Genomic DNA, 14,426 nt, shown 5'->3' with positions numbered 1-14,426 from the left:
CTTTCTAAAGCACACCAAGCTGTTGATCTCGTTGATCTGTGATGAACATATGCCCAGGTGCATGGGTAATCGCAATCTCTGGTTTTGTATGCATGACAATGGCTTGCGGCGTCACACCACATGCCCAAAACACTGGGACCTCTCCTTCTTTGATGACGGATGGTTCTCCAAAGTCCGGCTGATCCACATGAGCAATTCCAATCATCGCTGGGTCACCTATATGGATGGGACCGCCGTGAACTGATGGGAATCTAGACGTCACTTGTACACTTCTTGTGATCTGATGCGCCGGAATGGGTCTCATGCTGACGACCATTGGGCCATGAAATACCCCCGCCCTTTCACAAGCGATATTCGTTTGATACATCGGAACGTTATGACCGTTTTCAATATGGCGAACAGGGATATCATTCAGCATGAGCGCATGCTCAAACGTAAAACTGCAGCCGATGAGAAAGGCAACCATATCATCTTCCCAATAAGTAGAGATATCTGACACCTCTTCTTGAAGAATCCCTTTTCTGTAAATACGGTATTTAGGAAAGTCCGTACGAATATCCGCTTGGGGTGCTGACCTTCTCGGCACTGGATCACCTGGCTCCAGTACATCCAGCAAGGGGCATGCAGCCGGATTGCGTTGACAAAACAACAGAAAATCAAAAGCAAGTTCCTTTTTGACGATCATTAAATTGGCTTGAGCATATCCCTCTGCCAGGCCTGCCGTCGGTCCTGTGATTTCTTTTTTACGAATCAACTCTCTAATCTGTGAAGGCTCATATGTTTGATAGATATTCATTCGATTCAGCTCCATAGTTTTGGAATTTCATTGATGATGGTATATCCGCCCATCATTGCCATGATGACAACGACAAATGCGCCTGATACTGTCAAAAAGAATGGATGTCGATAATCCCCGACAATGTCTTTCTTATAAGCCGCTACCAGCAAGGTGCCAAGCGCGAGCGGTAAGATCAATGCATTGATCGCCCCAACTAATATCAATATGTTCACAGGTCTTCCGATCGTAATAAAACAAATGGTCGAGAGGGCAATAAAGCCGATGATAATGCCACGTTGATTTTGCTCAATTTTTGGTGAGAAGGTTTTAAAGAAGGAAACGGATGTATATGCTGCTCCAATGACGGACGTAATCGCCGCTGCCCACATAATGATCCCGAACATTTTATAGCCAACATTTCCAGACGCTAACTGGAATACTGAAGCAGGCGGATTCGCTGGGTCAATCTGTAAGCCCTTTGAAACCACTCCTAGCACGGCTAAAAATAAAGCGACACGCATCACAGATGTAATCAGGATGCCGAAAACAGAGCTTTTTGTCACTTGAGGAAGTGCATCCTTCCCTTTAATTCCAGCATCTAATAGACGATGTCCACCAGCAAAAACGATATAGCCGCCAACTGTCCCCCCGACAAGTGTCACAATCGATAGAATATCAATTTCTTCTGGGACAAAGGTTCTGAGTGCCGCTTCCCCAACTGGCGGTGCTGTTGAAATCGCCACATAAAGCATCAGGCCGATCATGACAAAGCCCGCTATCTGTGTGAAACGGTCCATCGCTTTACCAGCCTCTTTAATCACAAAAATCAGAATGGCAATGGCAGCACTGATGGCTGCTCCAATTCGCGGATCAACTCCTGTGATCACCTGAAAACCGAGACCAGCACCAGCAATATTTCCGATGTTAAAGGCAAGTCCTCCCATGACAATCAAAACAGCCAGTACATATCCGAGACCCGGCAGAACCATATTTGCAATCTCCTGCCCTCGTTTCTCTGACACGGCGATAATGCGCCATACATTGGTTTGCGCAAAAATATCTAACAAAATAGAGATGAAAATGACAAACCCAAAGCTAGCCGCAAGCTGCTGCGTGAAGACAGTCGTTTGTGTTAAAAATCCCGGTCCGATGGCGGACGTCGCCATTAAAAAGGCTGCGCCCATCAGCATAGACCGGTTCCCCTTTGATGCCTTCTTGTGCTTCACTTCCTGTTTTTTCATGCTGTTTCCCCCTTTGATGACGACTTTTATTGAAAGGCCTTAAGATGAATGCTTGCTTCTCTAAGCTTCGATGTAATGGTTTTGGCAAATTGGAGCGCATGGATGCCGTCTCCGTGTATACAGACCGTATCTGCTTTAAGCGAAATATCTTCCCCTTGAACGGTATGAACCTTCCCTTCCCTCACCATACGAACAACCTGCTTGACTGCCAGTTCATCGTCTTCAATGAGTGCATGCGGTTCACGGCGCGATGTCAGCGTCCCGTCTTTTTGATAGGTCCGATCAGAAAACACTTCATGCGCCACTTGAAGACCCATTCTCTCACCTGCTAACGCAAGTTCACTGCCTGAAAGCCCGTATAATACAAGACTTGGATCGACATGATACACAGCCTTCGCAATTGATTCAGATAATTCAGTATTTTTAGCCGCCATGTTGTACAGGGCGCCGTGTGGCTTGACATGCTGCATCGTGCCGCCTTCTGCCTGAAGAAAGGCTGATAGAGCGCCAATTTGATAGACGACGAGATCATAGGCTTCCTCTGCTGAAATCGCCATTGGACGTCTGCCAAAACCGACTAAATCTTGCAGACCCGGATGAGCACCAATTTGCACCCCTTTATCCAATGCCATTCTGACGGTTTTTCTCATCACCGTTGGATCTCCTGCATGAAAACCGCAAGCAATGTTGGCTGAGGTGACATATTCTAAAATTTGTTCATCTGAACCGATTGTATATTGCCCAAAGCTTTCTCCCAAATCACAGTTGATATCTACTTGATACATAGGATCCCCCCTTTTTGTTCCGAATAACGGAACTTGAAGTCCGAATATTCGAATTTATGTTGATTATATCAATTTTGGCTAGTTTGCACATGACATTGTTAGAAAACATAACAATAGAACTAGGAGAAATAAAAAAACGAGAGGATATCACCTCTCGTTTTTTTTATTTATTTAGACAGCACCCAATGATGGATCGCTTTTGCTACACCGTGTTCTGTGTTAGGAGCTGTAATCCAATCAGCGGCTTCTTTCACCACTTCTTGCGCATTTCCCATCGCAATACCTAATCCGGCTTCTTGGATCATAGCCATATCATTTAGGCTGTCGCCAAGTGACATGACATTGTCCATCGTACAGCCAATGCGTTCTGCTACCTTTGCAAGAGCTGCCGCTTTGTTAATGCCAGCTGCATTAACTTCAATATTAGTCGGACTTGAATTTGTGATTTCTAGATGCTCGTTTGTTTTCAATGTATTGAGTACTTCCTCACGAACGTCATCATCATGAATATCAAAGCCAAATTTCAACCATTCATGGTCATGAATTCGTTCTGGAAATTCACCTCTCCACACCTTATCCACAGTGGAAGCCCAGTAATCGGTTTCGTACCTATTTTTTAGATCCCACATCATTTGGACATGATCAGGATGCAGCAGATCTCGTTCGATCAGCTGGAAGTTTGAATCCCAAATTTCACTTCCGTTTGCTGTCACAAGGTAAGAAGACAGCTTAAGCGGCTCCACCAGCTCTCGGCATGTCATCAGTGTGCGCCCTGTGCTAATCACCACATGGACCCCTTTTGCTTCAGCATCTTTAATGGCTTGTTTATTTTCCTCTGGAATGACGTGTTCACTGTTTAACAGCGTGCCATCCATATCAATGGCAATCAATCGGATGTCTTTCTTATCAGCTTGTATGGACAAATTGAGTACCCCACTTTGTATCATTTTTTGTAACTATCTTTATTTTAATATAAAGAGGGAGAAGGCACAAAGGGACGAGTTTGATCCCACAGAAAAAAGACCTTGTTACAGGTCTCTTCACATTGGCTTAACGTTCACATGCAATCCCGTCTTTATCACGGTCAAGTCGCTTATTTTTTTGGTAAAGTGCTTTTGACACATACGGCTTGTACTTTGTTTTGCCGCCTTTGTTTTTCGTGTTTTTGCTTTTTGCGACGCCGCCTTTATAGACTTTGTTCAGCGCTTTGCAGTTTTTGTAGGACTTGACTGTTTTTGCATCTGCTGTGTGGGTGTTGACTTGTGTAACGCTTAGTAAAAGACCTAGAGACAGTACAGCCACCATGATTTTTTTCAACATGTAGAATCCCCCTATTTTTTCTATTTTTACATTTTTATCATATGTCACCACTTTTTGTTTTTCAAGACTATCGAGCTAAATATATTGATTTTTTTGGAATAAATCATGCTTTATATCCTATATGGTACACTGAGTGGGAAACCTTTCCGGTTTTGACACGTATATGAAGAGAGGAGTTTTTCACATGAAAATGAAATATACCATTCTATATGTAAACGATGTTGAGGCAAGTATTCATTTCTATCAACATGTACTTGGCTTTCCTATGAAACTTAGGGTTGAATCCTATGTTGAGTTTGATACTGGAGATGTGACCCTATCAATTAACTCACGTCAGGATGTCAAAGATGCACTTGGATTGCCTGTCCCAGAAGCCAATCAATCCTCTCAAACGTTCGAGATAGGGTTTGTTGTGGATGACGTGGAACAAACCATTGCATCAATGAAGGAAAAAGGGGTTTCGATTATTAAAGAACCTGCAAAAAAACCATGGGGTCAAACCGTCGCTTATGTCGCTGATCCTGATGGTCATTTCATTGAAATATGTGACGCGGTCTCCTAATCTTCTTTAAAGGAGTGTACCAGTATGAGAGAAAAACATGCCTTTATCGCCGGTGTTTGCTCAATGATTGTGGTTAGCAGTGCCGCTATTATTTTGCAGCACCATGAGTGGATAGGATGGACCAGTGGTGGTATCTCTATTATCGGGATCATGATGTCTGGGCTTCTAATGGGGGCTTGGACAAGCGGAGATGAAACAAGAGCCGCCTATCATTCTGAAACGAAAGAGCACCGCATGTGGCGTCTGGATACGGCCTTTCTCATGATGATCTTTGCACTTCCGCACATGGCAGTGTCGATCTTTTATTTTTTAATGTAAACACTTGTTAAAAGGAGTTCGTCATATGGCTGTTTTTATTTTATTCGTTGTATTTGGCTTCCCTATTCTTTCTGTGCTGATTGGCATTTTTGGCACAATGCTTTTGAAGAATGTTTGGATGCCGACTTTGATTGTCCTGTTAGCCAGCGTCATTCTCATGTACACATACATTGGCGGGGAGGAATCCTTTCTCATTTGGGTCATTATCTACACCGTCTTTACGTTGATCGCTGCATGGATGACAAAGCGGTTTCGGTTCAAGTAAAAAAGAACAGTTTGCACTGTTCTTTTTTTGATCAAATATCGGCGCACCATAGCTCAATTTCAATTTTCAGCTCAGGCCATCCCAAAGCTGATACATAAGCAACCGTCATTGATGGGTAAGCTGTTTTGAAGATCGTATCCCACTGAGGATATAGATGATCCCAGTCAATTTCTTCCGTTGCCCATATATTGACCTTGATGACATGCTCTTCATTCAATCCTTCTGATTCAAGGATTTTTTTGATATTTTCAAACGTATTGGTTACCTGGTCGTTTAAACTTGATGGTACTTGTCCATCGATATCTGTTCCGACTTGACCCGATGTAACAAATAATCCCGCGCCCTTTGGTACTCGTGTGATATGACTATAGCTGCCAACGGGCTTCGGCATACTTTCTGGGTTTTTCCTTGTGATTTTTTCCATGTGATTTCCCTCACTCACTTTGATTTTTCTGCTAGATTTCTCTTCATGTAGACAGACTTCACCAATTTCTATCTATCCTAAAAGAAAACAGCAGTGGAGTATCCATAGCCACAAGGCAAGAACATCAATATTTTCTTTTTCATGACCGGAACACTCCTTTCGATTGCGTGAGCAAGGTTTTGATTCCTTATATAGTACCTGACAAAAGACGTTCAGTCAAAATGGTTTATAGACGATAACGCGCAATATCGTGATTCAACCGTATGCTTAGTTCATTGAGTCTTTCTGCTGCTTTTGCCACATTGGAGATGGCTGTCACCTGTTCGTCTGTGGATGCGGTAATCTCTTCGATCGCAGCGGCATTTTCTTGAGAAATATGGGCTGCGCCTTGCATGGCTTTTGTGATGAGGTCGTTTTGCTCCAGCAATGCATTCAGCTCTTTTGCCATGGCGTCTGTTTCAACGATGGTTTGTGAAATCGACGTAGAGATGGCATTGAATTCATGTTCTGTCGCATGTACCGCTTCATCTAACTCAGCGAAACGATCCATTGTGTTTGACATCATGCCGGCTGTTGCCGTCGTTTCTTCTTTAATGCCTTGTACCATTTGCTGAATTTGCACTGCTGATTGTTTTGTCTGCTCAGCTAAATTCCGTACTTCACTCGCCACAACCGAGAAGCCCTTTCCATGCTCTCCTGCGCGTGCTGCTTCAATGCTGGCATTCAGCGCAAGTAAATTCGTCTCGTTTGAAATGCTTTCAATCGTATCTGTAATTTTAGAGATATCCTGTACTTTTGTACTTAATTGCTCAATGCCTGCTCTAATGCCTTGAGATGCTTGAATGGATTGTTCATTTGATTGTTTTAATTGCTGAACAATTTGCTGACCCTGCTGAGAAGATTGACTCGATTGGTCAGAGATTCGTTTAATTTGGTCACTTTGTTCTTTGACATTCTCAATGGATTGATTGAACTGGGTCATTTGTTGGTTCGCTACATCAAGGTCAGATGCCTGATGAAGTGTTCCAGTCGATATGTCACCAATCGCTCTGCCAATCTCTTCACTGCTAGCTGAGGTTTCTTCAGATATTGCTGATAAATCTGTCGCTGATTCGACAAGTTGACTGCTCGTTTCCTGTAGACCGCTGACAAGTGTCCGGAGTTCTCCTGACATATGATTAAAGCCTTTTGCCAGCTGTCCAATCTCATCTGTTGTTTCTTTTAAACTTGTGCGTTCAAGATTCCCCGCCGCAATTTCTTTTGAAGCAGCAGTGACTTGCTTGAGCAGTCTGACCTTTCCTCGAGCAGCTAAATAAAAGACGCCAAGACTGAGAAGAGCGACACCCGCTGTAATGAGCATGATATAGAGCTTCATCTGCTCTAATTCTTTATAAAATTCATCCTGAAAGACAGCAATGCCGATACTCCAATTCCAGGGCGTGAACTGGCTCATATAGGCAAGCTTTTGCTTTTCTTCCCCAGTGGCATCGTCCTTATCTAAATAGGTCACATAGTGTGCATCCTCGCCTTCTGATTTGGCTCCAGCGACCATTTTTTCACGATTGGTCGTATTATCTGGAATGACGCCAATGTCATTGACAGGATGGACTTGAGAGGAATAATCTGCTCCATATGCGACAAGATAGCCTTTATTTTTATAGATAAAATCTGATTTTTGAAATTGGTACCCTTTCCCGTTGTCATTTTTGGGCCCGCTCAAGTAAATACGGGCTTGTTCCTGTGCCTGTTCAAGCGTCAGTTCTTTTTTCTCTACACGATCATTCAACTGTTCAAGTGTAGCCATTGCTCCGCTGACGATGTGCTTTAGATCTGCTTTTCCCGCATCAATTAAGACATGTTTTGCTAACAAATACCCCGTTGTTCCAACAAGACCGCCAGTTAAAATCGTGATGACGATAATGGCAGACATTAATTGAAAAAAGACACTTCTTGACGCAAACATTTTCCTTTTCATATACAAATTCCCCCTTACTTCATATATCGACAAACGGGGTAAAGTATTAAAAAAGTCATCAAAAAACCCCTTTCACTCGTTGGAAAGGGATTTTCTAATTATCGAGCTGTTTCTTTAAGAATGGCTTGATAGAGATCGTCTGTTGGCGTGAGACCACATACTTCTTTCAGCACACCTTCAATGCCTTTTTCTTTTCTTAATGCCTGCAAACGAACCGCTTCTTCGTCTTCGGTAAAGTCATAAGCGAGAGCTGCAGCAATCCCTTTGATTAAGTACACTGGCTGCTTGATCTTTTTCGCTGGACCGATTAAACGGTCATCTGCTCCCAGCTTTCTAAGAGGAGAGCGTGCGACACGAGTGACTTCGTCGGAGATAAAAGCATTTTCGAATCGCTTGATGATTTTTTGAATATACGCATCATGTTCTTCTTTTTCAAAACCATATGTGTCGATTAAATAACGGCCCGTTTCGTGAAGTGCACCTTCAACCACTTGGCGAATCTCTGGTGTATCGACGGCTTCTTTAATCGTTTGAACGCCTTGCTGATATCCGACATAAGCTGCTAGCGCATGTCCTGTATTGACAGTAAAGAGCTTGCGCTCAATATAAGGTGTCAAATCTTGTACAAAGGTCGCTCCGTCAATCTGAGGAACGTCCCCAATAAAGGCAGTCTCATCAATGACCCACTCAAAAAAAGGCTCGACTGATACTTTTAAAATATCCTCATGGTGCTGAATCGGTACAATGCGGTCCACAGCAGCGTTTGGAAAACCAACTGTTTGTGACAATGCTTTTTGTTCCTCTTCTGTTAGATGAGAGAAAACGGCTTCTTTTAAATGAGAGCTGCCCCCAATCATATTTTCACATGCCACGATGTTGATGATATGGTCAGGTTTTTTCTGTTTTAATCCTTCAGCAATAGATGAAGCAATGATCTTCAAAACAGCTGGTCCAACAGCTGTTGTAATCAAATCGGCTGATGCCACAGCCTCTGTTAATGCCGCTGGGTCTTGTGCAGAATTGATCGCTGTCACTGGGCCGACTACTTCTTGCTTCTGACCTGGTGCTGCTAGTTCAACCGTGTATTCTCCTCGTGCATTCAGCTCGTTGATGACCGCTTCATTTACATCGGTAAAGACAAGCTCAAAGCCTGATGCTTTTAACAAAGATCCGATAAACCCTCTGCCAATATTCCCTGCTCCAAAATGAAGTGCCTTCATGCTAGTTCACCTCGTTAAAGATGGCGATCAGTTCATCCTGATCCTTCGCATGGATGATGCGTTCTACATTTTCCTCTTCTGAACAAACAATCGCAATTTGAGAAAGAATATCGAGGTGTTCGTTGTTTTTACCTGCGATGCCAAAGACGACTTTGGCGATATTTCCTTCGCCGTATTCAACGCCATCTGGAATTTGAATGATGGAAATCCCAGAATGAAGGACAGCTGCTTTCGCATCCTCTGTTCCATGAGGAATCGCAATCCCGTTGCCCATAAATGTAGACGAAATATTTTCTCTTTCAAACATTTTGTCAACATAATCACCTGTGACATAGCCATTTGCCACTAGAACTTCACCTGCTTTTTTAATGGCTTCTTCTTTCGAGCCTGCTTGTTCGTTTAGAAAAATATTGTCTTTTGATAGTACTTGTTTCATGAATGATCACACCTTTTTTTAGAATGGAAAATCAGGAAAACAACCAAAACGGGGAGTTCAATGAAGAAAAATTGAACTCAACCCGTTTCGTCATGTTATTTTTTCAATTTCTCAATCAGCTCATCGTATTTCGGGCTGTTTAAGAAATTATCGACTGAGATATGCACAGCGCCTGGCAGTTTTGCCTTGGCTCTGTCTGTTAAATCTTTATGAGTGAAGACCACATCGGCATCATTTGGAATGTTGCTGATGGATGTGTTTGTCACATCAATATCAAGTTCTGCCTTTTTGACTTTATTCTTTAAGATGGATGCGCCCATCGCGCTTGAGCCCATTCCTGCATCACAGGCAAAGATGATTTTGTTCACGTCATCTGGATTGACATCACTTGGAGATGCTGCTTGCTCATTTGCTTCAGCGTCTTCTTTTTGTGCTGTAAGAGCAGCGGCTGCTGCGCTTTTCTTCCCTTTCATGTCCTGCATTTTTTCTGTTGCGGCTGTTAAGTCTTCGTCAACTGCTTTTGAGGCTTTTAAAATCACAGAAGCGACAAGGAATGAGACGACGGCTGCCACGACGACACCTGCTAGAACAGCAAGATGTCCGCCTTTTGGTGACATCAGCATAAGGGCGATAATACTTCCTGGTGACGGCACAGCCTTTAAGCCTGCATTTAACAGGGTAAAGGTCAAAACGCCGCTCGCTCCCCCTGCAATTACCGCTAAAATAAGCTTTGGTTTCATTAAGATGTACGGGAAGTAAATCTCATGAATCCCTCCTAAAAATTGAATGACGATCGCACCCGGTGCAGACTGCTTTGCATTCCCTCTTCCGAAGAACATGTATGCAAGTAGAACACCTAAACCTGGTCCTGGGTTAGTTTCAAGCAAGAACAGAACAGACTGCCCTGTCTTCGCCGCTTGCTCTACCCCTAACGGACCTAAGATCCCTTGGTTAATCGCATTGTTCAAGAACAAGACTTTCGCTGGTTCAATGAAAATACTTGCCAGCGGAAGCAAATGTGCATTCACAATGATATCTACACCTGCCGCAAGGGCTTTATTTAGACCAAGTACAACTGGTCCGATAGCATAGAAGGCAATCGTGACAAGAATGGCACCTAGAATCCCTGCCGTAAAGTTATTCACAAGCATCTCAAAGCCCGATTTGATTCGATCTTTGAAGAGCTGATCAATTTTCTTAATCAAGTAACCGCCAAGTGGTCCCATGATCATGGCACCTAAAAACATTGGAATGTCCGAACCGACAATGACCCCAATCGTCGCGGTTGCACCGAGTACACCGCCTCGATGGTCGTATACGAGTTTACCGCCTGTGTAACCAATTAAGAGTGGCAGTAAGTAGTTGATCATTGGACCAACAAGTGAAGCTAATTGTTCATTTGGCAAATAGCCACTCGGAATGAATAATGCCGTAATGAGTCCCCAAGCGATAAATGCGCCAATATTCGGCATAATCATGCCGCTTAAATAGCTTCCAAAGCGCTGTACTTTTACGCGGAATCCGCTTTTTTCCTGCATCTATGAAAACTCCTTTCTTCTTTCCCTTTATTTAGGGCTTTATAGGTCAAAAGATATAAGAACAAGTGTCAGTGAAGCCCTTATCCCTATCGTAAAACGCTTTCACTTTCCCTTCAATTGAAACTAAATGTCACTTTGTCACTTAGTGTGTGACAAAATTGAAATATGATGTGAATTCTCTGTCAGAACATAGGGCAATCGGGGTAAAAAGGTTAACGTGCCGTGGTTTTGACGCAAAATTCATTGGAATTTCACAATTTTCAAATCGTCACTTCTTGTTTCCTCTTCTCAAATCGAATAGGCTTATACTTGATCAAACCTATTCAATCAAGAATGTCTGCGCAGACACGACACAGAAAAAGTGAACCATCTTGCTGTTTGTTTCGTTTACCTTTTAGAGTAAGCGGCACAATAGGAGGAGCGGTTTTTTCTGTGACCCACAGTTTACTGCCGCTTTCTTTCTGATACATGAGACATTTTCATAGGTAGAAAGGCGGTTATACACTTGTTGAAACATAGTAAGTGGCTTCTGCTTCTTATCGTCACGTTCGCTTTTTTCATTCCAAAGGAAGCATTTGCCCATGCATACGTCGTCAGCTCGAATCCAGCAGCAAATGAAGAGCTGGAGAAGCAGCCTCCTTCGGTCTCTATCACATTTAGTGAAGGAATCGAAAGTGGATTTCATGCCATTAAGGTGCTAAATGCAAAAGGGGATCGTGTGGATCAAGGAGATACGGTCATTAAAGATCAAAAAATCATGGAAGCTGCTTTAAAAAAGGATTTACCAAAGGGGATTTATACTATTCAGTGGAATGCGGTATCAGCAGACGGACACTCTGTCTCTGGCATGATCCCGTTTAGTATTGGCAAAGCGGATGGCGGTTTTGACCAATTAGATCAAGGTCAACCAAATGAATCGATTGATGTTGCCTCGACCATAGACAAAGCCTTTCTTTATACGTCGTTTAGCTTATTTCTCGGGACCATTTTGTTTGGACTGTTTTGGTTTCGGGCAGCGATTTCACCTGTATTAGCGAAACGAATGAAACGGCTGTTGACATTGTCACTGATCATGATGGGCGGAGCGCTCGTGTTCCAGCTGCCGATTCAAACAAAATCAGCGGCAGACGTGTCCTTTTTGGGAGCATTTCAGCCATCGCTTTTACAAGAAACCATTGCATCGACTTCTGGCGGTAATTTGTGGATGATGCTCATGGTGTCATTTGTTCTTCTGACCATTTGGAGCATCGTTGCGATGAAAAAAAGGGATTTCACTTCTTTTCGGGTATGGTTGTTTCCACTGCTCCTATTCGCAGTACTTCTCTGGCTGAAGGCACAAATCGGACATCCAGCGGCAACTGATAATAAAATACTGACAACGTCACTTGATTTTATCCATCTCGTTTCTGCATCGATCTGGGTCGGTGGTTTAACAGCCATTGTGCTTTTATTGTTGAAGAAGCTGCCAAATGAAGATCAGCCGCTCATACGGAATACGTTAAAGGCGTTTCACCCTTGGGCACTGCTCTCTGTTGGACTCATTGTGTTTTCGGGATTTGTGAATGCGATCTTTATTTTGCAATCGTTTGATGCTCTTTTCGAATCAGCATACGGTCGAACCTTTTTAATCAAGCTTGGTTTATTTATCTTGATGGGCCTTCTTGGGCTTGTCCATTACTTGATGCTGAGATGGGAAAAGAAACAGAAACAAAACATTTCGTTACGAGCTGAGTGGATCATCGGAATCGCTATTTTGTTATTAACAGCTGTATTCACCAATATTCCGAGCCCTCCTCCGCCTGCACCTGAGCCGTTCTTCGGCGCAAACCAAGTGGAGCATCGTGACATTGTGTCCATGAGCATTACCCCGAATGCCCCGGGGAAAAACACATTCGAGGTCGCATTTACGAAGAAGGATGGACAAACGATTACAGATATTCAATCTGTGTCAGCCAAGATCCATAAAGTCGCCTTATTCGGTGAAGAGAAACCGAGTGAATTTCAGCTGAAACGATTAAAAAATGGTCATTACTCTGCTGAAAACCTCTTGTTAAATGAAAAAGGTACTTGGAAAATTGAAATCCATGCGTTAACTGGTTCTTTTGAAAATATCGATACCACATTTATTAGAAGAAACTAAAAGGAGTTCATACCATATGAAAAAATATGTTAAAGCTTTATTACCAATGCTTCTCGCTTCATTTTTATTGGCGATTCCTGTGAGTGCTCACGTCACAGTCAAACCTGATACGTCTGCGACAAATGCTTGGGAAACCTATACGTTAAAAGTTCCTTCTGAGAGTGACAGTCCAACGACTAAGGTTGTCGTGACAATACCTAAAGGCGTAGAATTCCAACAATATGAGCCTGTCCCTGGATGGAAAACATCAACTGAAGAAAAAGATGGCAAGGTAACAAGAGTGACTTGGGAAGCAACTGGTAAAGGCGTGCTTGCCGGACAGTTCCAGCAATTCGTTTTTGTAGCAAAAAACCCTGGAAAAGCAGGTGAAGCTGCATGGGATGCATATCAATATTATGAGGATGGAACGGTCGTTGAATGGACTGGCGATAAAGATGCTGATAAGCCGCATTCGATCACAAACATTGTCGCATCTAATACGGTAACGGATTCCCATGGTCAAGAAAAACCAAAAGAAGAAAAGGCATCTGAAACAGCCTCTAATTCTCCTTCACCACTTGTGCTAGGGTTGTCCATTGCTGCTCTAGTCGTAGCACTGATTGCGCTTGTGCTTGCTTTTAGAAAGAAATAATTCATTTGTAAGCGATCGTTTTCACGGAAACGATCGCTTTATTTCTTTCCACCTTGCTTGAACAAGAAATGCAAGCTAGGACGATCAACTCCCATTTCCGCAACCTATTATTACCAACATAGGATTGAATAGGATGATGACGCATGCCATAATGAGACACATGACCACCTAGGAGGCTATAAGATGAACCATCTAATTATATTTGCTCATCCCCAGCAAAGCTTAAATCAAACCCTATTAGATCTTGTTGTCAGCACTCTTTTGAACAATGGTCATCAAGTGACTGTTCGTGATGTTTATGCTCTTGGTTTTTCACCAGAACTAAGCATCTTGGAAAAGGCTGCGATCAAACGGGGTGATGTCCCCATTGCCATTCAAACAGAGCAGAAGCTGATTCAGAAGGCAGATGTCCTAACATTTATTTTTCCCATTTGGTGGACAGGCTTACCCGCTATGCTAAAGGGCTACGTAGAACGCGTTTTTTCTGAGGGCTTCGCTTATCAAATCAATGAGCACGGGGCTATTGATAACCTGCTTCGACACAAAAAAGGTGTCATTATCAACACGCATGATGCTCCAAGATCCTTTCTTGACGCTAACCGAATCGTTCCCGCCTCCCATCGCATGACAACGGATACAGATGTCTTCAATTTTATTGGTATTGAGCCTGTTGAACGACTTTTGTTCAGCAGCATGGAGCAGGCACCAGCAGATTACATCCACGAAATTCTGAAAGAAACAAAAGAAACGGTTGAGCAGCTTTTTCCGCCGGCTGTTTAACATAAAAAAGACT

At 43.1% G+C, this 14,426-nt stretch carries 16 protein-coding genes; 6 read left to right on the top strand and 10 right to left on the bottom strand.

Annotated elements, in window-relative coordinates; genetic code table 11:
• Positions 1-4 precede the first annotated feature (4 nt).
• The 5 genes from MHI16_RS02245 to MHI16_RS02225 form a co-directional block, all read right to left on the bottom strand.
• Positions 5-796: a putative hydro-lyase gene (locus tag MHI16_RS02245; protein ID WP_058015345.1), complete on the bottom strand. Its 792-nt coding sequence runs from the start codon at positions 794-796 to the stop codon at positions 5-7.
• Positions 797-801: 5 nt separating this feature from the next.
• Complete coding sequence (locus tag MHI16_RS02240; protein WP_058015344.1) at positions 802-2,019, bottom strand: NRAMP family divalent metal transporter; 1,218 nt, start codon at positions 2,017-2,019, stop codon at positions 802-804.
• 26 nt (positions 2,020-2,045) lie between these two features.
• A complete protein-coding gene (locus tag MHI16_RS02235; protein ID WP_058015343.1) occupies positions 2,046-2,804 on the bottom strand; it encodes a 5-oxoprolinase subunit PxpA in 759 nt (252 codons plus the stop codon).
• A 167-nt stretch (positions 2,805-2,971) separates the two neighbouring features.
• Positions 2,972-3,727 (bottom strand): Cof-type HAD-IIB family hydrolase, encoded by a 756-nt coding sequence (locus MHI16_RS02230; RefSeq protein ID WP_058015342.1) that lies wholly within the window; start codon positions 3,725-3,727, stop codon positions 2,972-2,974.
• Positions 3,728-3,854: 127 nt separating this feature from the next.
• Entirely contained in the window at positions 3,855-4,124 is a 270-nt protein-coding gene (locus MHI16_RS02225; protein WP_268467710.1) for an excalibur calcium-binding domain-containing protein, read from the bottom strand.
• A 184-nt stretch (positions 4,125-4,308) separates the two neighbouring features.
• Between MHI16_RS02225 and MHI16_RS02220 the strand changes: the two genes are divergently transcribed.
• From MHI16_RS02220 to MHI16_RS02210, 3 genes are read left to right on the top strand one after another with little or no spacing between them, the layout of a single operon-like run.
• Positions 4,309-4,686, top strand: a complete 378-nt coding sequence (locus MHI16_RS02220; protein WP_003214168.1) for a VOC family protein — start codon at positions 4,309-4,311, stop codon at positions 4,684-4,686.
• Between the two features lie 24 nt (positions 4,687-4,710).
• A complete protein-coding gene (locus MHI16_RS02215) occupies positions 4,711-5,004 on the top strand; it encodes a DUF5316 domain-containing protein (protein ID WP_268467713.1) in 294 nt (97 codons plus the stop codon).
• Positions 5,005-5,029: 25 nt separating this feature from the next.
• Positions 5,030-5,269, top strand: coding sequence for a DUF2651 family protein (locus tag MHI16_RS02210; RefSeq protein ID WP_061406772.1), 240 nt, complete (start codon positions 5,030-5,032; stop codon positions 5,267-5,269).
• Positions 5,270-5,300: 31 nt separating this feature from the next.
• Here MHI16_RS02210 and MHI16_RS02205 read toward each other — a convergent pair whose 3' ends face one another.
• The 5 genes from MHI16_RS02205 to MHI16_RS02185 all read right to left on the bottom strand — a co-directional run bounded on the left by MHI16_RS02205 (position 5,301) and on the right by MHI16_RS02185 (position 10,862).
• Positions 5,301-5,693 carry a RidA family protein gene (locus MHI16_RS02205; RefSeq protein ID WP_034664057.1) on the bottom strand — a complete coding sequence of 131 codons (393 nt, stop codon included), beginning with the start codon at positions 5,691-5,693 and terminating at the stop codon, positions 5,301-5,303.
• Positions 5,694-5,919: 226 nt separating this feature from the next.
• Positions 5,920-7,668 carry a methyl-accepting chemotaxis protein gene (locus MHI16_RS02200; protein WP_169057622.1) on the bottom strand — a complete coding sequence of 583 codons (1,749 nt, stop codon included), beginning with the start codon at positions 7,666-7,668 and terminating at the stop codon, positions 5,920-5,922.
• A gap of 98 nt (positions 7,669-7,766) precedes the next feature.
• The gene (locus MHI16_RS02195; RefSeq protein ID WP_268467714.1) at positions 7,767-8,888 is read right to left on the bottom strand and encodes a mannitol-1-phosphate 5-dehydrogenase; all 1,122 of its coding nucleotides are present in this window, start codon (positions 8,886-8,888) and stop codon (positions 7,767-7,769) included.
• A 1-nt stretch (position 8,889) separates the two neighbouring features.
• The gene (locus MHI16_RS02190) at positions 8,890-9,324 is read right to left on the bottom strand and encodes a PTS sugar transporter subunit IIA (protein ID WP_144463262.1); all 435 of its coding nucleotides are present in this window, start codon (positions 9,322-9,324) and stop codon (positions 8,890-8,892) included.
• 95 nt (positions 9,325-9,419) lie between these two features.
• Positions 9,420-10,862 carry a PTS mannitol transporter subunit IICB gene (locus tag MHI16_RS02185; RefSeq protein WP_268467716.1) on the bottom strand — a complete coding sequence of 481 codons (1,443 nt, stop codon included), beginning with the start codon at positions 10,860-10,862 and terminating at the stop codon, positions 9,420-9,422.
• Between the two features lie 505 nt (positions 10,863-11,367).
• Between MHI16_RS02185 and MHI16_RS02180 the strand changes: the two genes are divergently transcribed.
• From MHI16_RS02180 to MHI16_RS02170, 3 genes are all read left to right on the top strand, one after another.
• Positions 11,368-13,002, top strand: a complete 1,635-nt coding sequence (locus tag MHI16_RS02180; protein ID WP_342498053.1) for a copper resistance CopC/CopD family protein — start codon at positions 11,368-11,370, stop codon at positions 13,000-13,002.
• 16 nt (positions 13,003-13,018) lie between these two features.
• Positions 13,019-13,633 (top strand): DUF1775 domain-containing protein, encoded by a 615-nt coding sequence (locus MHI16_RS02175; protein WP_268467720.1) that lies wholly within the window; start codon positions 13,019-13,021, stop codon positions 13,631-13,633.
• A gap of 183 nt (positions 13,634-13,816) precedes the next feature.
• The gene (locus MHI16_RS02170) at positions 13,817-14,413 is read left to right on the top strand and encodes an NAD(P)H-dependent oxidoreductase (RefSeq protein ID WP_169057628.1); all 597 of its coding nucleotides are present in this window, start codon (positions 13,817-13,819) and stop codon (positions 14,411-14,413) included.
• The last annotated feature ends 13 nt before the right edge of the window (positions 14,414-14,426 follow it).

This window comes from Bacillus sp. FSL K6-0923 (assembly GCF_038630825.1).
Taxonomy (GTDB): Bacteria; Bacillota; Bacilli; order Bacillales; family Bacillaceae; genus Bacillus; species Bacillus pumilus.
Note: the sequence above shows the minus strand (reverse complement) of the source record. Positions and strands in the feature narration are given on the sequence as shown.

What these genes read in the sequence shown, in the direction of transcription:
- MHI16_RS02225 (WP_268467710.1), bottom strand. Translation starts at nt 4,124, where the DNA reads ATGTTGAAAAAAATCATGGTGGCTGTACTGTCTCTAGGTCTTTTACTA.
- MHI16_RS02185 (WP_268467716.1), bottom strand. Translation starts at nt 10,862, where the DNA reads ATGCAGGAAAAAAGCGGATTCCGCGTAAAAGTACAGCGCTTTGGAAGC.
- MHI16_RS02195 (WP_268467714.1), bottom strand. Translation starts at nt 8,888, where the DNA reads ATGAAGGCACTTCATTTTGGAGCAGGGAATATTGGCAGAGGGTTTATC.
- MHI16_RS02220 (WP_003214168.1), top strand. Translation starts at nt 4,309, where the DNA reads ATGAAAATGAAATATACCATTCTATATGTAAACGATGTTGAGGCAAGT.
- MHI16_RS02235 (WP_058015343.1), bottom strand. Translation starts at nt 2,804, where the DNA reads ATGTATCAAGTAGATATCAACTGTGATTTGGGAGAAAGCTTTGGGCAA.
- MHI16_RS02190 (WP_144463262.1), bottom strand. Translation starts at nt 9,324, where the DNA reads ATGAAACAAGTACTATCAAAAGACAATATTTTTCTAAACGAACAAGCA.
- MHI16_RS02240 (WP_058015344.1), bottom strand. Translation starts at nt 2,019, where the DNA reads ATGAAAAAACAGGAAGTGAAGCACAAGAAGGCATCAAAGGGGAACCGG.
- MHI16_RS02215 (WP_268467713.1), top strand. Translation starts at nt 4,711, where the DNA reads ATGAGAGAAAAACATGCCTTTATCGCCGGTGTTTGCTCAATGATTGTG.
- MHI16_RS02205 (WP_034664057.1), bottom strand. Translation starts at nt 5,693, where the DNA reads ATGGAAAAAATCACAAGGAAAAACCCAGAAAGTATGCCGAAGCCCGTT.
- MHI16_RS02175 (WP_268467720.1), top strand. Translation starts at nt 13,019, where the DNA reads ATGAAAAAATATGTTAAAGCTTTATTACCAATGCTTCTCGCTTCATTT.
- MHI16_RS02245 (WP_058015345.1), bottom strand. Translation starts at nt 796, where the DNA reads ATGAATATCTATCAAACATATGAGCCTTCACAGATTAGAGAGTTGATT.
- MHI16_RS02170 (WP_169057628.1), top strand. Translation starts at nt 13,817, where the DNA reads ATGAACCATCTAATTATATTTGCTCATCCCCAGCAAAGCTTAAATCAA.
- MHI16_RS02200 (WP_169057622.1), bottom strand. Translation starts at nt 7,668, where the DNA reads ATGAAAAGGAAAATGTTTGCGTCAAGAAGTGTCTTTTTTCAATTAATG.
- MHI16_RS02210 (WP_061406772.1), top strand. Translation starts at nt 5,030, where the DNA reads ATGGCTGTTTTTATTTTATTCGTTGTATTTGGCTTCCCTATTCTTTCT.